This window comes from Pantoea pleuroti, assembly GCF_014156615.1.
GTDB lineage: Bacteria > Pseudomonadota > Gammaproteobacteria > Enterobacterales > Enterobacteriaceae > Pantoea > Pantoea agglomerans.
Map to the genome: position 1 here is coordinate 440,357 of NZ_SBFD01000003.1, position 19,941 is coordinate 460,297.

At 40.7% G+C, this 19,941-nt stretch carries 20 protein-coding genes; 8 read left to right on the forward strand and 12 right to left on the reverse strand.

All coding sequences use genetic code 11. The annotated features are described in order from the left end of the window. The first annotated feature begins 61 nt into the window (after positions 1–61). The 3 genes from EPG66_RS09605 to EPG66_RS09615 all read left to right on the forward strand — a co-directional run bounded on the left by EPG66_RS09605 (position 62) and on the right by EPG66_RS09615 (position 4,949). Complete coding sequence (locus EPG66_RS09605) at positions 62–1,444, forward strand: AAA family ATPase (RefSeq protein ID WP_182686639.1); 1,383 nt, start codon at positions 62–64, stop codon at positions 1,442–1,444. After that, complete coding sequence (locus EPG66_RS09610; RefSeq protein WP_143990449.1) at positions 1,445–1,966, forward strand: hypothetical protein; 522 nt, start codon at positions 1,445–1,447, stop codon at positions 1,964–1,966. 1,102 nt (positions 1,967–3,068) lie between these two features. Further along, positions 3,069–4,949, forward strand: coding sequence for an ATP-dependent nuclease (locus tag EPG66_RS09615; RefSeq protein ID WP_143990450.1), 1,881 nt, complete (start codon positions 3,069–3,071; stop codon positions 4,947–4,949). 60 nt (positions 4,950–5,009) lie between these two features. Here the strand turns inward: EPG66_RS09615 and EPG66_RS09620 are convergent, their stop codons facing one another. From EPG66_RS09620 to EPG66_RS09640, 5 genes are all read right to left on the reverse strand, one after another. Then, positions 5,010–5,429, reverse strand: coding sequence for a hypothetical protein (locus tag EPG66_RS09620; protein WP_182686641.1), 420 nt, complete (start codon positions 5,427–5,429; stop codon positions 5,010–5,012). A 95-nt stretch (positions 5,430–5,524) separates the two neighbouring features. After that, positions 5,525–5,944 (reverse strand): hypothetical protein, encoded by a 420-nt coding sequence (locus tag EPG66_RS09625; RefSeq protein WP_143991729.1) that lies wholly within the window; start codon positions 5,942–5,944, stop codon positions 5,525–5,527. A gap of 12 nt (positions 5,945–5,956) precedes the next feature. Continuing rightward, complete coding sequence (locus tag EPG66_RS09630; protein ID WP_182686642.1) at positions 5,957–7,786, reverse strand: hypothetical protein; 1,830 nt, start codon at positions 7,784–7,786, stop codon at positions 5,957–5,959. Then, positions 7,779–9,299, reverse strand: a complete 1,521-nt coding sequence (locus tag EPG66_RS09635) for a site-specific integrase (protein WP_182686644.1) — start codon at positions 9,297–9,299, stop codon at positions 7,779–7,781. The genes EPG66_RS09630 and EPG66_RS09635 overlap by 8 nt, the downstream gene beginning before the upstream one ends. After that, a complete protein-coding gene (locus EPG66_RS09640) occupies positions 9,292–10,509 on the reverse strand; it encodes a tyrosine-type recombinase/integrase (RefSeq protein WP_182686646.1) in 1,218 nt (405 codons plus the stop codon). The genes EPG66_RS09635 and EPG66_RS09640 overlap by 8 nt, the downstream gene beginning before the upstream one ends. Before the next feature lie 407 nt (positions 10,510–10,916). Here EPG66_RS09640 and EPG66_RS09645 point away from each other — a divergent pair, with 407 nt between their 5' ends. After that, on the forward strand, positions 10,917–11,324 hold the full coding sequence (locus EPG66_RS09645) for a hypothetical protein (RefSeq protein WP_182686648.1): 408 nt from the start codon (positions 10,917–10,919) through the stop codon (positions 11,322–11,324). Positions 11,325–11,418: 94 nt separating this feature from the next. Here the strand turns inward: EPG66_RS09645 and EPG66_RS09650 are convergent, their stop codons facing one another. The 4 genes from EPG66_RS09650 to EPG66_RS09665 form a co-directional block, all read right to left on the reverse strand. Beyond that, on the reverse strand, positions 11,419–11,742 hold the full coding sequence (locus EPG66_RS09650) for a hypothetical protein (RefSeq protein ID WP_109650923.1): 324 nt from the start codon (positions 11,740–11,742) through the stop codon (positions 11,419–11,421). Between the two features lie 12 nt (positions 11,743–11,754). After that, positions 11,755–11,961 (reverse strand): helix-turn-helix transcriptional regulator, encoded by a 207-nt coding sequence (locus EPG66_RS09655; RefSeq protein ID WP_050679705.1) that lies wholly within the window; start codon positions 11,959–11,961, stop codon positions 11,755–11,757. Between the two features lie 99 nt (positions 11,962–12,060). Continuing rightward, positions 12,061–12,915 carry a DUF6387 family protein gene (locus EPG66_RS09660; RefSeq protein WP_109651108.1) on the reverse strand — a complete coding sequence of 285 codons (855 nt, stop codon included), beginning with the start codon at positions 12,913–12,915 and terminating at the stop codon, positions 12,061–12,063. A gap of 482 nt (positions 12,916–13,397) precedes the next feature. Then, positions 13,398–14,132 carry a serine protease gene (locus tag EPG66_RS09665; protein ID WP_182686650.1) on the reverse strand — a complete coding sequence of 245 codons (735 nt, stop codon included), beginning with the start codon at positions 14,130–14,132 and terminating at the stop codon, positions 13,398–13,400. A gap of 94 nt (positions 14,133–14,226) precedes the next feature. Here EPG66_RS09665 and EPG66_RS09670 point away from each other — a divergent pair, with 94 nt between their 5' ends. Next, positions 14,227–14,541, forward strand: coding sequence for a hypothetical protein (locus EPG66_RS09670; RefSeq protein WP_069025246.1), 315 nt, complete (start codon positions 14,227–14,229; stop codon positions 14,539–14,541). A 1-nt stretch (position 14,542) separates the two neighbouring features. Here EPG66_RS09670 and EPG66_RS09675 read toward each other — a convergent pair whose 3' ends face one another. Beyond that, the gene (locus EPG66_RS09675) at positions 14,543–15,331 is read right to left on the reverse strand and encodes a DUF4225 domain-containing protein (RefSeq protein WP_182686652.1); all 789 of its coding nucleotides are present in this window, start codon (positions 15,329–15,331) and stop codon (positions 14,543–14,545) included. A gap of 82 nt (positions 15,332–15,413) precedes the next feature. Between EPG66_RS09675 and EPG66_RS09680 the strand changes: the two genes are divergently transcribed. Next, positions 15,414–15,896 (forward strand): type VI secretion system tube protein Hcp, encoded by a 483-nt coding sequence (locus EPG66_RS09680; protein ID WP_182686742.1) that lies wholly within the window; start codon positions 15,414–15,416, stop codon positions 15,894–15,896. A gap of 300 nt (positions 15,897–16,196) precedes the next feature. On the opposite strand, the gene EPG66_RS09685 is transcribed toward EPG66_RS09680, so the two are convergent. After that, positions 16,197–17,066 (reverse strand): helix-turn-helix domain-containing protein, encoded by an 870-nt coding sequence (locus EPG66_RS09685; RefSeq protein ID WP_182686654.1) that lies wholly within the window; start codon positions 17,064–17,066, stop codon positions 16,197–16,199. Positions 17,067–17,243: 177 nt separating this feature from the next. On the opposite strand from EPG66_RS09685, the gene EPG66_RS09690 reads away from it, so the two are divergent. Then, positions 17,244–18,143, forward strand: coding sequence for a DMT family transporter (locus EPG66_RS09690; RefSeq protein WP_182686744.1), 900 nt, complete (start codon positions 17,244–17,246; stop codon positions 18,141–18,143). Positions 18,144–18,179: 36 nt separating this feature from the next. Here EPG66_RS09690 and EPG66_RS09695 read toward each other — a convergent pair whose 3' ends face one another. Continuing rightward, a complete protein-coding gene (locus tag EPG66_RS09695; RefSeq protein ID WP_010257893.1) occupies positions 18,180–18,413 on the reverse strand; it encodes a hypothetical protein in 234 nt (77 codons plus the stop codon). Positions 18,414–18,697: 284 nt separating this feature from the next. Here EPG66_RS09695 and EPG66_RS09700 point away from each other — a divergent pair, with 284 nt between their 5' ends. Then, positions 18,698–19,924: an L-lactate MFS transporter gene (locus EPG66_RS09700; protein WP_137229962.1), complete on the forward strand. Its 1,227-nt coding sequence runs from the start codon at positions 18,698–18,700 to the stop codon at positions 19,922–19,924. Positions 19,925–19,941 lie beyond the last annotated feature (17 nt).

Genomic DNA, 19,941 nt, shown 5'->3' on the forward strand with positions numbered 1-19,941 from the left:
TACCAGTAACTCTTATAAAAATACATTATTTTCCCACCATAAACAAAAAGGTGTAAATTAAATGATAACAAATTTATCTTCTAAAAATTTCAAAGCTTTTGAAAGTACTAATATGGATATAAAACCTATAACATTAATTGTCGGACCAAATAACTCTGGCAAGTCATCTGCACTGGCTATCCCTAGAATTCTTTCACAAACTCTCCAGAGTTATGATAACAACATCCCGCTTCTGCTTAATGGTTATTTAGGGGATTTTGGGACTTATAAAGACATCACATTTGGCAATAGTATAAGAAAGGGGATTGAGATAAAAGTAAGCGTTAAAAGAGAAAAATCATCAGCTTTTTACTCAAAAATCTTCAAGAAAGCCGAGCTAGATTATACATCTAACTTTGAATTCACGTTCAAATACAAATATAGATCCAAGTTTCGTGAAATAGTTTTAAGCGAAATTGTTGTAGACGTTGGTAACGACAACGTTATAACTATTACGAGATCTGATGATAGTGAAAATTATGTTATAAACACATTAAATAATATAACAATCCCTACTGAATTACGTTCATCTATATCCAAAAAAATTAGGATCTTTAATTTCATACCCAGCAACTTAACTCTTGGGTATGAATTATACAACAATGAAAAACTGAATAAACTGATATTTGAGGATACGATGCATGCTGCAAGAGCATTAACTCATATATCTGATACTTTACAAAAAGATTTGACAGGTGTTGAATATCTGGGCGCTATGCGTTCTGCACCGTTGCGAAGCTATTTATATTCTGGTGAGAGGCATTCTAAAGTTGGTATCACTGGAGAGAATTCAGCAAATATATTAGCAATGGATGAAATAAAAGGAGAAAAAAAATCCAAAAAGCTTATAAATAAAATATCTAATTGGTTAAATAAGGCTGGAATCGCATCTGATTTAAAAATCAACCACCTATCTGACCGTCATTATGAAATAAAGATACAGCATCCTATAACCAAAGAGTATGAAAATTATGCAGATGTTGGTTACGGAAACAGTCAAATAATACCTGTTTTAACAGCTGGTTATAATATGCAAGAAGGAGGATTACTTATTGTTGAAGAGCCAGAAATACATTTACACCCTAAGGCACAGGCAGAACTTGCAAATTTCTTCCTAGATATGTACCAGGAAAATAAGGTTGTTATCGCTGAAACTCACAGCGAACATTTGATTGTTCGCTTGCAACAATATATTGCACTTAAAGAAATACCAGAAGAAGATGTTGTTATTTATTATTCTCATTTTATTGGTGATAAAAAATCATTAATAAAACTTGAATTAGACGAGTTAGGAAATTTTAAGGATCCATGGCCCGAGGGATTTTTCCCACAGCGACTTGAAGAAGCTAAAGCTTTAGCTAAAGCACGTCATATTCGCTCTCATCAAAAATCAAGGAATGATTAAATGAACTTAGTAATCGATGCAAATATTTTTAAAGGGTTTTATCAGGAAACCGTACTTGAATTAAATGAGGATCAAACCAGCTTAACTGGCTCAACACTTAAATTATTCGATTTCGATAATAAAACTATTTACATGGACGAAGGAAGTCAAATTGAAAGTGAATGGAGAAATGTGGTCAGCCCTGAATGGTTTAATGCTTGGCTTATCTATGAACTTGAGTCAGGTAATGTAGTGAACATTCCAATAGAAAATCATGAAACGATATTAAAAACTTTAAAAACCAATGGATTTCCCTCTTCAGGAGATAAATGGTATGTCAGAACAGCAGTAACTCTTGCAGAACAGATGGATGAAGCAAAATTCATTACTGAAGATATGGATTTTTACGATCCTAAGAAAAAAAGCCTTAATGCTAAGGCCAGGGAAAATGTTATGAGAAGTAAGTCATCAGTTATTAGGAAATACCTTTTAAAGAAAACAAGTTTAATTGTTATTCCCGTTTGCGAATTCAATGAACTATAGAATCCAGCAACAATAAAAGGAATTGATTTGAAATATCAATTCCTTTATATTATGCAAAAACAACAAAAACGAACGAATAATAAATTAATAGTTTGCAAATTAATTATTAAAGCCAGATTTATCCTTTTTGGTTTAACAATTAAACTTTTAATATATTAAAAATAAATTTGGTGTCTATAGCATTCTCAAAGATACTTTTTTAACGCAGAAGATTTCATTTAAACTTCAACTGAAATCTCTTACCTTTCTTTTTTAGATGTGCAAAGAAACATTTAAATAGAAAGAATTTTTCATACTTAGCACGTTACTCACGATACACTCCCTCAGCCTCTTATTCATTATCAATGGCATAATGAATTAATAAAGCGAAGGAACAAAGCGATCTCGTGCTCATAGCTAAGGTGCGGAATGAATCTTGGAGAACTCGATTTAAAAGCGTTTGATAGTACAGATATGATCGTAAGACGATTAGCGAGATCTGTTTTAGATTGTGGAAGGTAGTGCTTAATGTAGTAGCCGACACAGAAAAGCCAGATACAGCGAATTATCTTGTCCTATGCAAAACTTGATTTTTTTAATCTCTCAATGAACATTTGTAAAAGCAAAAGTAGCTTTTCATCCTTTGAAAGAGCGTCTGTATTTTTCATAGTTATGAATAACGTCCATACTTCATCCTCGACTAATGTTAAAGAGAATATAGATTAAATCTTTTATCGGTAATTTTCCTTTTTTCAACTTCTTTAAATTGTTTATGATTAAGGATCAAGAACTATCTACTGGAGTTGAGACAATCCGCATGCAGAACAAATAACTAACAAAAACATAATAATAGCAATGTAACCGATAGTAATCAAAATTAAAAGAATAACTGACTTATGCAATACTAAATCAATTTATAAATAACCTCGTTTCATTCTCTTTTCTATAACCTGCTTTCAATCTTCTACTAGCACTATGGACCTATAAATTAATTGCAGGTTTGAAATTTACGTTACTCCTATCACAGTTCTAACTAAAAAATTGTCACATAATGTTTCTTGCGTATATATTGAGAGCTTTACTTATTAAGAATATGATTTATCAACTTTGAAGGATAGAAGAAATGAGATCTAAGCTATTAAATATCACCGTCAAGAACATAGGCTGTATTGGGCCAGAGGGTGTTAGTGTTAAACTCGACGATATTCTCTGTCTTGTTGGGCCAAATAACTCTGGTAAAACTACAATACTGAGAGCTTATGAACTTGCATTTAACCCTAATATATTTAATATAAATAGTGACAGGTGTAATTGGTCTAAAGGAGATCAAATATCCGAAGTCATACTTGATGTTCATATTCCTGAAGGGATGGGCAACGTAGATGAGAAGTGGAAAATAGTCGATGATGATAAAAGAATAGTCAGGAGTTCATGGTTCTGGGATGAGGATGGTAAATCCACCAGGAAAACATGGGATCCTCAACTAAATGACTGGGCGGCTGATGGTAAAGCTGGTGGTGCTGATAATGTATTTAAGTCACGACTTCCAAGACCTATGCGAATTAAATCATTAGACGATGCTGTAACAACAGAAGATATTTTGCTAACGTTAGCTTTGAGTCCTCTTGTTAAAGAGCTTAAAACATTAGAGAGTGACTGCGACTCACAAATATCAAAAGATAAAGCTGCTTTAGCTGCTACTGTAAATGCATTAGCTGGTCCGCATCAGCAAAGATTGTCTCATATATCTCAACAAATACAGCATGGTTTTCAAAATATTTTTCCTGGTCTAGGGGTACAACTTCATGTCGAAATGACACCTCCAGAGCTGAAAATTGAAAACTTACTCAAACAAGGTTCAGGATTACTCGTTGAGGAAGCTGCTGGCAAATCTCGAATCGGGCAACAAGGCACTGGAGCAAGGAGAGCATTATTTTGGGCAATGTTACAAGTACACAATGAAATTAGCCGTCAAACAGAGAAACGAGATGCTCTTCTCAAACCTTTAAAAGATCAGCTAAAAAAAGAGCTTAAAAAGAATTCAGAAAGCGAAACTGTAAAACTACTTAATCAGCAAATTGAAGCTATCAATAATGGTGATACTATTCCTGAGGACGCTGAGGACCCCGCATTACCTGGGTATATACTATTAATGGACGAACCTGAAAATGCGTTACATCCAATGGCTGCAAGAGCTGCTCAGGCACACCTTTATGCTCTCGGTAAACATTCTGACTGGCAAGTATTAATAACTACACATTCTCCTTATTTTATTAATCCTTTAGAAGATCATACTACCATTGCACGTATGCAGCGTTCGGCAGATGGAAAGTCATTGTCTCCACGATTATATATAGCAGATGAAGCAGATTTCTCAACAACTGAAAAAGATAACCTTCAAGCTTTACAATTGACAGATATTGGGTTTGCTGAAATTTTCTTTGGTAGTTATCCTATTATTGTTGAGGGCGATACTGAACATGCAGCTTTCATTTCAGCTATTGTAAAAACGCAGCACGAAATGTCTGGGAAAGTAAGTATCATAAGAGCTCGTGGTAAAGCTGTCTTAATTCCATTAATAAAAATGCTACGCCATTTCAAAACTAGCTTTGGCATTATTCATGATATTGATTGGCCTTATCGCAAAGATGGTTCTAACAATGGAATGTGGACTATTAATAATGTAATTAGAGAAGAGATTGTTAAATGCAGAAACCATGGTCATACCGTCTATCATCGTTGGAGCATACCTGATTTTGAACGTTTCTTAGGAGGGGCTGAGCTTGGAAAAGATAAGCCTTACTCCGCTTTCACCCGAATTTCTGCAGATGAAATTTTAAAAGTTAAAGTGCAAAAATTAATTTCATCGCTTTTTCAGGGAGAAGATCACGATCCTGTTGGACATCAACCAGACTCTGATTTTAACGCACAAATCCTTTCTGAATTATCTCATTGGGCAAAAGCTAACAATCAAACGAATAACATTAGAATAATTGGTATTTAATCAAAAAATTGATGATTGTAAATATCCCTGGGGTGTTAATTTTTAATGCCCTTTTAATTTTTAAATTCTCCTTTTTTTTCTCTTTCTTCTGGCAGCAACAACCTGATTTAGGAGTACAGCTTTCTCATACTTTACCCTTTCCTCACGATAAATATTTTCCGCCTCTTCATCATTATCAATGGCATAATGAATCATAAAGTGAAAAAAAAACGTGATCTCATGTTCATAGCCAAGGTGCTGAATGATTCTTGGAGAACTCGATTTTAGAGCGTTTGAAAGCATAGATATTATCGTAAAACGATCTGCAAGATCTGTTTTAGATTGTGGAAGGTAGTACTTAATGTAGTAGCCGACACAGAATAGCCAGATATATCTAATTATCTTGTCCTGAGCAAAACCTGATTTTTTTAATCTCTCAATGAACATTTGTAAAAGCAAAAGTAACTTTTCTTCCCTTGAAAGAGCGTCTGTATTTTTCATAGATTGCGTCCTTGCAAAATTGATCAACCACTCCTTGGTTGTATATACAAGATAACATATAATTTTAATTGCGCAATATCTGCGCAACTAAATATTTAATCAGCATTTGTTTCCCTGTCTATCCTGGGCAATCCATTATTAAGTTGTTCAAAACTGAGTCCGTGATTAATAGCATTAAACTGCCATACAACAAACCTCTCTTCCAGACTCCTGAGCTCTTCTGCCAGTACTTTATTTTTGAATTCGAGATTACTGATACGCTGTGAGGCCATTTTTAAATTAGCTGGCCGTTTTTCTTCATCGTTTCCAGACTTAATATTTTTCTTCTTAATATTGAAAGCCATGACAATATCTTTGTGAAGCCCCAGTGACTGACGGGTTGGTCGCTTACCAATCAGAGGTTCAAGCCTGTCACAAAGATATTCCCATGAAAGCTTACCTGACTTCTCACTGTCCCAACCTGCTATTGTGTTTTTAATTATGCTGATATCTTTATCATCTAGATGTTTAGCCATATGACTCTCCTTTTAATTATGATTAATCCTTTCATTTCCAATCAGTTCATTTCTGCTCGCGCCTGTGAGATTTTTCATATGTGTAAAATCATCACCCTCCAGTCTTACCAGCGCCCCGTCCTCAAGATTTTTGCTTTTGAGTAACGCTATCAAATCCAGAAGTCTTGCTTGGGTTTTTTCGTGATAGGCCACCCACTTGTCAGCCCCGTATTCCTCTTCCATATCAACCTTTGCCTTTTCAAGAAGCTGCTCTGTGTATGCCGCAGTAGCTTCCAGCCTGCCTAGCGAGTCTTTGTCCCCTTTCACGCACGTATGATCGCTGCAATTGATACAGTCCCTGAACTTCGTACATGGAGAGATTACGTAGTCATGAGTGCAGTAGCCGAACTCTGTCACGTGAATGGCTGCATGGCCTGTATCTTTAACATCAATACGCCATGAAGGGTTTGCTATAGCTCGTGGGGTGGTGTTTTCTGGTTTAATGCCAATATTCTGCACGTTATGCTTAACTGACTCCCGAACCTTCTCTTCCTGGCTGACGTGGTTATAGGTTCTGTTTTGTGTTTCCCTCACTCTTCCTGACCACTTGGCCAGTTCAAAGTCGCCAAGGCCACCACGTTGTGCAATTGTATTGAGTAAGTGTCTTGCCTGGTGACTTCTGAGTGAAAGATTGTTCCCTTTTGATCCTTTGTAGCCGTGCCTGTCAAAAATCGTAGAAATGCAGTGCGTCCTGCGATACTCAGTGCTCCCCAGATTGGCGCTGACAAGTGTGGCAGTTGGTCTGAAAAGACTTCTTTGTGTTTTTATACTTGTGCTGAGTTGATAACGGAACAGCAGGCAGAGTGCGTTGCTGTATCGAATGTTCTTTTCTTTATCGTACCAGGGGAAGTCTGGGTAAAGCTCTCGGCCCTTACCGGAAATCTCAATCTCTCTGGCATATGTCCGGGCGTTTTCTGAAAGAGTCCTCAGCCTCCTGATAGCTATCTCAGCAACCGGGACCATGACTTCAGGTATCCATTTCACATTTCCACCAAACCCCTTCACGGAATAGAATCTCAGCCCGTACCTCAGCTTTCCTTCCCTGTCCGCCTCACGGATTTCACAATCCGCCGGGAGCGTCAGGATTTCGGTTACTCTGGAAGGTGCGCACATGAGCAATGCAAAGACGGAGCTTATGAACAAGTCCATTTCTGAAAGCTGATCATCTGGAAGTGCGAAGATTTCAGCGATAGCATTCAACGACTCTTCGTCAGGTAACTTTGCCTCACGGGCCTCTTGAGCAGTTTTAGTGAGCCTGTTGCTTGCTTCCTGCGCTCTGATTGGGCTCTTCCAGAGCAGTGACTGCATGATCAGGAATTCTTTTTCTCTGAGAAATAAAACCAGTCCTTCAAGTACCTTGCCGCAGGCATGCGCTACTGCTTTGGTGTATGCGCTTTTTAAGGTGACAACGCACTGATCCAGAACAGTGAGGTTAACGTACTGAATATGACTCCGCCCATTGACCTGCAAGAGGGCTGCCTCAAGTGTCCTGAAAACGATATTAAGACGCTGATTGATTTTCTTGCCCCCATTCATGTAGTGGTAAAGGACATAGCTTTTAGCGAACTCAATAAAATTCCTGTCTAATGGCTCATTTACAATAACAGAACTTTTTTTAGCGCCTTTGACAGGGGTTTTAGTGAAAAGGAAAACTTTTGGCCAGTTAACCTCCTCCCAGCTCACAAGGTCGTTTTTATTGAGAGTGATCCGACAGTAGCTCACAAAATCATCTATTTTCTGCGCGCAATATTTTTCCCTGCACGTTTCGAGAACTCTAACTTTATCATTTTTGATATTATCCATTTGACACCTCCGGGTTTGATTTAAATTCTTTACACTTATTTATCACCTCTGATACTGCAATAATTGTTCTGTCCAGTATTTGTATAGTCACAGGATCAGCCACTATGCACTGAATCCTGTTACGCTCATCGAGTAAATATTCGAGTAATTTTTCATGCGGCCCTTCAACAAAAGGTCTGAAATGCATGCAGGTGTAACAGGGGATGGGCACACATGCTGTGCAGGATTTGCAACTGGCGCATTGCCCTGACTTTTCACCAGTATTAATTCTGATATTGCCGCCGGGATATTTATCCTCACTTTTGTTAATCAGCACTCCCTGAAACATCTTTGCATAGTAGCCAAGCTCAGCGGAGACGGCATCTTCGATTTTATTTAAACTATCTGGACCTGACTGAACATAAACGCCTGTATACATTAAAGTGGAATGATCAAGTAATTCGCCTATAACGACTTCTCCATAACCCTCTCTGGCAAGCCGGGTACCTAACGTATAGCGAAACCGCCTGGCATTCATATTTATTACTTCACCCGTCCTTTCCGAGATCACGTCCTCTGTTGTAGCTATTCTTTTGAGCGTTTGAGTACACTTTATCGCATAGGCATGAAGTCTGTCTGAAGAAAGCAGCTCATGTAAATTCTCACACTCAACAACCCCCTCAAGCCTTTCCTTACAGACAAACAATGGTAGTTCCAACATCTCTTTCTCAGAGAGTTTTCTGCCGATCTGCTTGCTAAAACTCTCAGAGACAATACGTGCCTGTTCTTTAAAAATATTGAATAATTCATGTGTAATCCTGAATCGCCTGAATGAGGCTCTATACTTTTCACCTTGTTTTATTCTGGGGATATTTATATAGCATTCGTTTATAGTTCTTTCGTTTATGATGTCTTTCGTTTTTATCTGTGTGATTTGTAGACTTCTTCTTCCCGTATGAATGGTGATTAAGGCCATTGCCAGATCAGAATAGGATATCGTACCCTTCTGGTACGCACGTGAGACAGCATCGTAAAAGTTATCAAACTCCATGTCTGTCAGAGGGCCCTGATAAGGGTCTCGTCTTTTAACAACCTCACCCTTTTTATTGTCTTTTATCGTCCAGTTATCAACGAGGTCTACACAGTTTTGGGTAACCCCGTCAAAACCTAATTCATACCATTTTTTGATTAGGATCCTGAGACAAATGAAATCCTGATTCGAGAACTTATTACTGGACTTTGTTGTTAGCATTACAGCTTCGTCAATTGAATCAAAACTCATAAACGAAATGAATTTCATGAAAACTCTGTTAATTTGCTTAACAGATCCGGGGCTGATTTCTTCTGCGAAATATTTAAGTGTGTTCACATAACCGTACCTGAGGTTATCTGACAACCTTTCAGTGACCTCACCCACATTCAATTTTATATTTCTACTTAACTCCCAGAATTCATCATCCAATCCGAATCTGTAGCCTTCGTTTTTTGCATGAAAGATATCTTTATGCGCGTTCAGAACCTTTAATTTATTCATAAGATACCCCGCTGCGCTTTTTAAAAATATTATCCTGAAGTTGCAAGGCTGCTTTTACTGATTCCTTAACAATAAATCGTCTGTTGTAGGTTTGTGCTGTTCCAGAACCCGGCTCCCAACCCATATGGCTGGAACGCATTTTCTCTTGCATCTCTTCACTCACATAGTCGGTGCTTTCATCCATCAGTTTCGAAAATAGATAGTTCCATGTGTGTCTGAACTTATGTCCAGTCAACTGGCTTAAACCTGAGTCAATGCTTCTCAGTCTATAAATGATCTTATGGTAAGAAGGAACGGACAGAGGATCGCCACGTGTCTCTCCTTCTTTGTGAGTAATAAAAAGGTATCCGTGCTTTTTCTTTCTGATATTGGCTTTTCTTTCGCCTGTAATATATGAATGGAGAAGTCTGGTAAGTTCGTCAGACATAGGTAAATTTCTTTCAAGCGTTTTTACGAGGGGCTGATTGACTCTTGTGTCCTCAATACTGTCAGCCCTTCGTCTTATGAAAAGCATTTGCGCTGCAAAATCAATATCTTCAACTCTCAGGTTCAATAACTCTCCACACCTTATCCCTAATGAATGTAATATTATGACTATAAGCTGATTTCTATGGCGAACTTTTTTGTCGAATGGATTCAATTCACATTGAGGATCAATAACTGAAAGAAGGATTTCCAGGTCTTCTTCTTCGATTGTTTTATAGACGTTGCCTTCTGAATTCCTGTATTTTATCTTCGGCCTTCTGGCTTTTATTTTTTTCACGAAGTAGGAAATTTTCATGTAGCCATCATCTATATTTTTGATAGTTAGCTGACACAACCATTCGAGATATTTTGCTATTGTCGTAAGCCGTATGTACTTTGTCGCACTGCATACTCCAGGATGATGATCTTTGATATTAATCACTTTCGCAGTTCTCATCCTCTTCCCGACAAAATCCCGCAGAAGATCAATTTCATTATTATCCAGAAATCTGGCTGTTTGAATTCGCTCTTCAATGTCTATGTTGCGTATAAAAAGAAATCGATAAAAAAGTGTGATACACCCTGCCTGAGTCTCAATTGTTTTTATCGATTCATTACTATTTCTCAGTTGTGTAGTAATAAATAAACATGGATAAAATACCGGAATGCCTGTTTTCTTGTTTTTTATAATGCAATAGCGCTCACCATTTTTCATTTTAAACGTTTTAATACCAAATCTTTCCATAAAATCTCCTTTTTTTTCAGTTAAATTCTTTGCGAAACAGGTATAGGTTAAATATTCAAAAACAATGACCTATAATAATTTTGCAAAAATATTTTATTAATATACCGCTTAATAACTGTCAATAAAGGATGGCACTAAATATTCTTTCCAAATGTTAATAAGGTATATATAAGGAGGATTCTATTTACCTGATACCTTAAAAACACTCTGCGTAGCTTGATATAACTGACTTCGCATTATTACCGTAAAGAATTTTGCAAATTTTATCTTATTTTTACGCTTAATTCTTTCCATTTTTATCGACAACTTTCACAGCATTCACTTTAAATAACACAACTTTTTAATTAGTCAATAGTTGCTTTAATTTTAAAAAATGCTTATATAGAAATAAAAACTAAGGAGAGTCTATGATCGATATTAAAAACAACCTGGAAATTATGTGGATATACTTTCTTGAAAATGAAAATGAAATCTTGCAAGAATTATATGAATCATCTTCCTTCGAGTTCTACGAACGCTACCTATTGGAGTTATCAGCAAGGGAGTTCCTTGACTTCTTCCAATATTTATTAGACTACAAAATCGATAATAATCTTGATGATAAACATTCAATATCTCAGCTCATTAGCTATGGCTTTGATCAAAAATCCACTCTCGACGGAGAACCAAAATTTGAAAACTTTCAGTCTATTCAATCACGTGTTGCCGATCTTAGAAGCGAACATTTAACCCAAAGGATTAAAAATGAACAGCAACTATTGGGTTCCAATATTGAACAACTAGCAGAAACCATAAAAAAGCAAGATAGGTTGTAATTCATTTATATGAAGGGCCATGCATATGATACATGGCCCCATTCCTATCACTGTTAAATTAACCATATAAAAATACGATTTATTTAAAATAATATTACAGCTTAAAATCCTTGAATTCATGCTCAGATTTAAACAAAAGGATCATTTTGGCCAGATTCTCAACATCTTCTTTCTGCTTAAACAAAGTCATCCATATTGAAAAGACTGCGTACTGTAATTTAAACTCAAATTCAAAAATAGTAGATACTGCACTCTTTATATTTCCTGAGAGATATTCCCCTAACCAGAAAGCAATGCTTTTAGAAAATTCATCATTACACATGGCTGTAACTGCATCATGGTCGAATCTTTTATCAAATGATTCTTTTTTCATAGACTTAAAATATTTATTAGTACTAATAAAATCGTTCAGTTTCATATTAAACCCCTCTTAAATGGTTTCGTTTCGTGATTTAGAAATTAACATCTCAATCCATTCATCAATCTCACCCTCAATAAACGCCACCGCACGAGAGCCAATCTTGATAGGTTGAGGAAATTGCTTGTTCCTAATAAGCTTATAAATCCATGACTTGCTATATCCTGTTTTATTTATTACCGCACTTAAGCGAATGAGTTTTATATTTGAAATGTTCATGCTGTCGCTCTCTCTTCTGTTTCGATGAGAGCTACATTACCAGGTGGAAGATTAGGAGGGTGAGTGTGGCTCGTGACAACGGAGCCACTGGAGGCTGGGTCAGTTGGAATCCGAGAGTTTCATGACGTCTGAAACTCTCATATTTTTAAGGTGGGGGTTTCGATTTATGAAGAAATTGAATTGGCGAACGAAATCAATGGTTGCTGCTTTCATAGCCAGTGGTCTATCGGCGTCTTTGATATGGTAATTAAGACGGATAACTGCCTCGTCGTCTTCATCTGTGTACAGCAGTCTGGAAAGCCGCTCGTCTGAAACGCGCAGCTCATACATCTTTGCCCATAAAAGAACATCGAGCATTGCGATGAGACGATAAGAGATAATCTTCTTGATTGTGCCGTAGCCGAAGCGCACAGCCCCTGACTCGTCAGCTTCAATCCCCTTCACGCGTCTCCATTGCGGAAGAGCTGACTTGATAGACTCTGCAATCTCATCGTCTGTACCACTGGCAAGGTCTATTTCTAAAAGGACGGTTCTCTCACATACCGCTGACATAACCGTAGATACATAGGCTTCATGGTGGGGAAGGTTTACGCAGTACTCGTCACTACCTTGCTCCCAGGAGAACAGATTGACCCGGAGACCCGTTACACTAAGTTGAGCAAGTCGGCTTATGTCTGTGATGAAGATATGCGGTGGGCTTTGAAGAGTTTGATCATCTTGCATGTAGTTAAGCTGTTCGGGATCGAAGAGGAAAGGCTTCCCATTGAAGATCTGTCTCATATACCCACCGAGGCCGATCTTTTCTTCTTCTGTGGGCCAGGGTTTAAAGAGTAAGGCCCTTGCCCACAGCTCATGATAGAGACAGTTAAGCGTGGTCTCTTCGAACTTTCTATAGCTAGAAATGTTCAGCCAGGATTTGACTGCTTTGGTATCTTCTGTTGACCAGTTTTTCAAAGCTAACTCCTTCACGATTTCTCCATGAAAAGAGTATAATCAACACTGTTCAATCAACGTCATAAAGCTGTTTTGAAGAAAGAAGCTTTTGTTGGTATCTTTGTTGGTACAAATGATTCTAAATCATATTTTTCGCTTAAAATAAGTCACTTAACTGTAAGTTCGATTCCTGCAGGGGACACCATATGCTAGTCTCGCAACGTATCTCAAAGTCTACTTTATCCATTCTGTTCAGTCATTTAACTCAATCACACAGTCCACCTGCGTCTCCAGCAGACTCACAAAATCAACAGTGTCATGTTGGTACAATTGTTGAGATGTTTGGTTCGATAATGCAGATTCCATCAGCCGGGGATTTTTACTATGCCACTCACTGAGTTAAAGGTAAGAAATGCGAAGGCTGATTCTCATCATTATTTAAGCATGAATTAACCTCATCCGCAAAATCGATAAAGGTAGAACCTACCAGAAAATTACCTCTTTTAGGGCGGTGCTCTTTGAATATACCAATGGCTTTTAAAGAAACTCCCCCCGTTCAATTTACTAATTATCAGCTGAGCAATTACGCTCCCACTCATGCCTGCAAGCGAAGTAACATTTTTATTAGTACTTGCATCCTCAAAACAGATATTTTTTTCTTTACCCTCAGCAATGAAATGGAAATAAATATCTTCGGTTTTCCTTTCATAAAAAAAGTTGTGGAAATTAATATTAAAAGGCGACAAACTTTTCTCAGGGTACATTTTATGCAACTTGTTAACTTTTGACGGATATCCCATAATCACAAATGAAGATGTTTTATCAAAATATTCATTATCAATTTTAGTATCAAAAAGAATGCTGTTTGGTATTGCTTTCATGATTTTTTCAGGCATAGGAATGATAGCGTAATCTTGTTCATCATTAAAAAAAATGTCCAGATGCTCGAACTTAAATTCATTTCCGTCAATAGATATGAATGGTGATTCACTTTTTTGCATCTCTTTAATTACATGGGAAGCACTAACAATACAAGGCATATGGTCGCTCAATAGATAGATAAAGCCGCTTCCGATCAAAAAAGCCTCTTGTTTTCGGTGAGGTTGAGTTATAAAAAAAGAGACTAGTGAACTCTGCCATTTCAAAGCTAATTCAGTAGTTTTGCTCTCATCAATCCACGCTGGGGAATAACGCATAATAGAAAGATGTGGATAAATTAATTTTGAGTCCTCTAACATTTTTACCTCCTTATTGAAAGACAATATAATTTTTCTGGCAACTTCCTGGCGATATAAGTTATGATCTATTCAGACCTACAGCCCTGGTGACAATATGAACATTTTTGAAATTGAAAGAAGTCTCGCTGAAAACGGTTTCAATGCGAAAGATATTTCTGCTTTAAGAATGCAAGCCGAAAAAAGTGGAACAACTTACCCAGCTTTACTCAAAGAGCTTAGCCTACGCTTTATTGCTTCAATGCTCCTTGTAATCATTCTTGCTATTGTTTGGATATACACGCTTATGTACAAGGATAGCCTCGCTATTACCTCATACTCAATCACAATGCTAATCATAGCTCCAATTTTTTACATTTTTACACCGATGAAGTTAGGCTACAAATCATTCCTATATACAAGAAAAAAGTGACTTATTTTTTATTATCGTATATCGATTTGAGAGCAGAATAGCCGTTATATATTTCAACTCCTAATTCAAAACGGCTCATATCTTTGATACCCCGAATAAAATCGGAGTTTATGTAGTAAAAGAGACGAAATGTTTCGGGTTTTCTTATCAGCCTAAACATGCCGTAGGCAGAGAGAGCAAGATCCATACTGCTGTAAGCAATTTCACCTGTTTTTTGATCGAAGCCTAAAAACTTAGCTACTCCAATATAGCCGTCCTTTAAGAAACCCTGGGCGTCATTTTTTCCTGTAATAGCATTCATCACGCTCTCCTGGACCCCATTCACACCATGAAGTGTGAGCATTGCACCAAACCCAACCCCTATTATATTTCCGGTTGCAGCTGAAGCGGCCATGACTCCAAACCCAGCCACTACCTGTAATCCATTCAGTACTACACCTGCACCATTGATAACATATCCCCATATATCACCTTGCTGAACGAACTGTACTAAAGCATGCAATGCCGCCTGACCTGTCCAAAGAAGTTGATCTTGTCTTATGAGATTACGATGTTCTTCTTTCAGATTTTGTATACATCGCTGGCATTCATCATCGCTGGCACCTGATCGAATAGTATCCATTTGAGCGTTAATGAAAATCTTTACTTCGTCCTGAAACTGAACCCTGTTGTAACCATCATACAAGTGAATTAAAGAGAGGTGACTTGACTTAATAAGCAGCTGATTAGCCTCAGCACTAGCCATTGTCAGAAAGTAATCCTTAAATCGGCCTGGTTTCCAGTAGTCCATGACTGTACCTTTATGTCACTATACGTATTATTAATTTTATTTAATCAGATCCCTCTTCTGAGGGAAAGCAAACGGACCAGCAATTAGTACAGATATCTTCTTAAAAATCGATGGCATTACGGGCGAATCTCAGGACAGTAATCATAAAGGCTGCATCAGCATTGAATCATTCACCTGGGGTGCAAACCAGCCAGGGAACATGACGGTTGGTGGGGGCTGTGGCGCAGGAAAGGTTCAGTATCGTGATCTGACTGTTCAGGCGCTTATAGACAAAGCTACTCCAGCAATCATGCGTTACGTCTCCAACGGCAAGCATATTGGCAAGGTGGAGCTTTCGGTATGTAAGGCAGGAGGGAGCCAAATCGAGTATTGCCGCATTACGCTTGAAGACGTTCTTATCACCAATGTGGTTTTCAATGGCACTACAAATCGTGATCTGATCGGAGTTTCATATCAGTTTCAGGCATCAAAAGTTAAAACACAGTATTGGGAACAGTCAGCGAGTGGCGGCAAAGGTGCGGAAACTCAGTCAGGGTGGGATATTAAAGGTAACAAAGAACAGTAATGTCTCAAGAACACTGGATGTTTTAGCACGATCTGAAGCTTATTATTTATTTAGGGTGTCTATTAAAACTGGCACCTTCGTGTTTTATTAAGCCGTAATAATTTCTCTCAAATTATGATAATTAATCCAATCATACAGTCTTAAACACACTTATGAAGCATTAAGATAAATAACGACTCACATATTAAGCCAGAATTCGCATAAATTATGTTCGTCTGAAAAAGAAACTTGCAGAATAGTCCAAAGGTAGATCCTCAATGTGGCTTAATACCAGTATCTATAGAGGCAATTTCAGAAATTTCATCGACTCCCCCGCCGACATGCCGAGGGCGTCATGCCATAAACCTGCCGGAAACGATGGCTGAAGTGGGCTGAAGAGTGGTAACCACACTGAAGGGCAATATCGATCAGCGTCAGCTCGGGCCGCTCAAGCAACATCCTTGCACGATCCATACGACGGCGCATCACGAACTGGTGTGGTGCCTCGCCAGTGGTATGACGGAACATTCTGGCAAAGTGAAACTCACTCAATGCCGCTTCCTGCGCCAGCACAGCCAGGGTTAAAGGCTGATCGAGATGGGTTTCAATAAATTCCAGAACCCGCCGTAATACAGCGGGAGACAGTCCACCCCGCACCTGGGGCAGTTGCCACTTAACTTCGCTGTAGTGCTGCAACAGATGAGTCAGCAGGAGTGTTGATGCGCTGCTCAGCGTCAGCTGGCTGGCGGGCTGTTGCCAGTCGCTGCTCAGCAGAAAGTGTCGATAGAGTTGGGTAATGCGGTCATCAACAGAAAAGACTTTCTCATGCAGATTTAACTGCGCCGGACTGCGGTCCCAGACCCGTTCGGCTAGCTGCCGCAGCTGGTTCTCGCTGCAATAAAGATGAACAAAGGCGAGATCGGCACGCAGATCCCAGGTCGATTCCGTGCCTGCCGGCATCAGACAGAAGCGGTCCGGTGCGCCACCGTTACGCCAGCCATGCGGGGTTTTATGCCAGGTATCGTAGCCGCCCGCCACGTAAAGGCTCAGCGTGTGATGATCGCTGAGGTTTGTCACGCGATCGCCACTATTAAACCAGGCTGCCAGCTGAATGCCGCTGTGAAGCTGCACCTGATCACGCAGTTGTGCTTTGTGGCGTTGCAGCATGTCAAAGGTCTGGAAGCGACTCATCGGGGTATCAGTTCAGATAAACAGAGTGCCAGTTTACGGATTGCGCGGGACAGAAAACAGAGCACATCGGGACAGAGGGTAAAAATGCGCAAGATTTTGCAAACCCTGCGCAATCCACTGCAAGATCAGGGAGCGTTGCGGGCGCAGACTCAGCGTTTTGCGATGGAGAATCTGGCAATGAACCTGTTTTTATATCTCTCAGTCGTGCTCACCTGGGGCACGACCTGGATTGCGATTTATGCGCAACAGTCTGCAGGCATCAGCGCCGTGACCGTCGCTGTCTTCTGGCGTTTTTTGCTGGCCTCGCTGGTCATGTTATTGCTGCTTAAGCTGATAAAGCGTCTGCACAGGCTGACACTGCAGGATCACCTTTTCTGTGTGCTGCAGGGCTGTTGCGTTTTTGGCTTCAACTTTGTCTGCTTCTATTACGCCTCTGGCTATATCAGCAGCGGACTGGAGTCGGTCATTTTCTCTATGGCTGTGATGTATAACGCCATTAACAGCTGGATATTTTTCCGTCAGCGCCCTTCCGCACGTCTGATTCCGGCGATAGTGCTCGGCATGGCGGGCATTGTTGAGTTGTTCTGGCACGATCTGCGCAGCACGCATGCCTCGGCCGGCTTGATGTGGGGCATTGGGTTAAGTGCGCTGGGCACACTGGGATTTTCATTCGGCAATATGATCAGTCAGCGGCATCAGCGTCTGCAACGCGACGTGCTGACAACCAACAGTTACGGCATGTTATACGGTGCGCTGATCATGGCACTGGTCTCGCTGCTACAGGGTGTTTCGCTGCAGCCGACATGGAATACACAGTGGTTTGGGGCATTGATCTATCTGGCTATCGTGGGATCGGTGATGGGATTCGGGGCCTATTTTACGCTGGTGGGACGTATCGGAGCCAGTCGGGCTGCCTATACAACGGTGCTGTTTCCGCTGGTGGCGCTGGCACTCTCTACCCGTTACGAAGGATATGAGTGGCATGCCAGTGCCATCCCTGGCCTTGTCATGATTTTACTGGGCAATATAGTGATGTTTGCCCGTTGGCCGGCAAGTCGTCGCCGGGTAATCATCTGACGCGGAGGCGGGCTGAGGCCCGCCCCCGTATGGGCGTTACGCCCACTGCTGCTGAAGGAGTTTCTGTGGTTTATTGATCGCTTTACGCGCAATCCAGTAAAGCAGAACACGCTCATCGTCACTATCACGATCGGCCATCGACAGCAGTTTTAATGCCAGCGTCGATTTGGTCACAGGCTGCTGTTCTGTACTGAGTTCAATCACCGCCTGACCGATAATGCAGCAAACTTCATCCTCACTGGTGCTGGATTCATATGTCCGGTCTTTCATATTTCCTCCTGATAAGTGAACTGTTAGCCTGGCAAATAATCTGAAAACCTGCTCACAGAATCATCTTAATGAAACATTATCTTACGGCTAATTACGCTTACTTATTAATTTGCCGCTTTGCTTACTTTTGACGCGACGTCGCTAACCCCTCCGATGCCATTCATACCGCCTGAATGGCATTTCATTCCCCGATCCGTTCCGTTCATGCCTTTACTGCTCACGCGCGCGAATCACTGCTTTATTCTGACCACAGTTTCCAGATTCCCGGACGGGAGAGATAAATTATGAACCAGACTCAACAGGCTTCTTACCAGCGTGCTCGCTGGCTTACATTGTTCGGAACGGTAATTACTCAGTTCGCACTGGGGTCAGTCTACACATGGAGTTTGTTCAACGGCCAGCTGTCACAGAAGCTGGATGCGACGGTCAGTCAGGTCGCTTTTTCCTTTGGTCTTCTGAGCCTGGGGCTGGCTATTGCCTCCTCGCTGGCCGGTAAATTACAGGAACGTTTTGGCGTACGCCGCGTCACTATCGGGGCGGGTGTGCTGATGGCGCTGGGTTTCTGGCTTACCGCGCATGCTAATAACCTGATGATGCTCTATTTCAGCGCCGGGCTGCTGGTTGGTCTGGCCGATGGCGCAGGTTACCTGATGACGCTCTCAAACTGCGTGAAGTGGTTTCCGGAGCGCAAAGGGATGATCTCTGCCTGTGCGATTGGCGCTTACGGTCTTGGCAGTCTGGGATTCAAATTTATCTGCGGGGCGCTGCTGGCGACGGTGGGTCTGGAGCAGACCTTTATGATCTGGGGCGTGCTAGCGATGTCGATGATTATCCTCGGTGCACTGCTGATGCGTGAAGCCCCCCTTCAGGATACCGGGAGCAGCACGAATGGTCAGCAACATGCGCGGGATTACACGCTGGCACAGTCGGTGCGTCTGCCGCAGTACTGGATGCTGGCGCTGATGTTCCTGACAGCCTGCATGAGCGGTCTCTATGTGATAGGCGTTGCTAAAGATATCGGCGAAGGGCTGGTGCATCTGACTACGCAGACCGCTGCCAGTGCGGTAACGGTGATCGCGATTGCCAACCTGAGTGGCCGTCTGGTGCTGGGTATACTGTCTGACAAAATGATGCGCATCCGGGTTATTTCACTGGCGCAAATCGTGTCGCTGATCGGGATGAGCGTGCTGCTGTTTACCCGGATGAATGAGATCACCTTCTTCCTGTCACTCGCCTGTGTAGCCTTCAGCTTTGGCGGTACCATCACGGTATTCCCGTCGCTGGTCAGTGACTTTTTCGGCCTCAACAACCTGACAAAAAACTATGGTCTGCTCTATCTCGGATTTGGTATCGGTAGCGTGCTGGGCTCACTGGTCGCCTCGCTGTTTGGCGGGTTCACCGTCACCTTCAGTCTGATTATGACGCTGCTGGTCATCTCCCTGTTCCTGTCACTCACCATCCGCTTACCACAGAGTTCTGTTACAGCAACACCTGTATTGCAACGTCATTAACCATCACGACGGGCCGC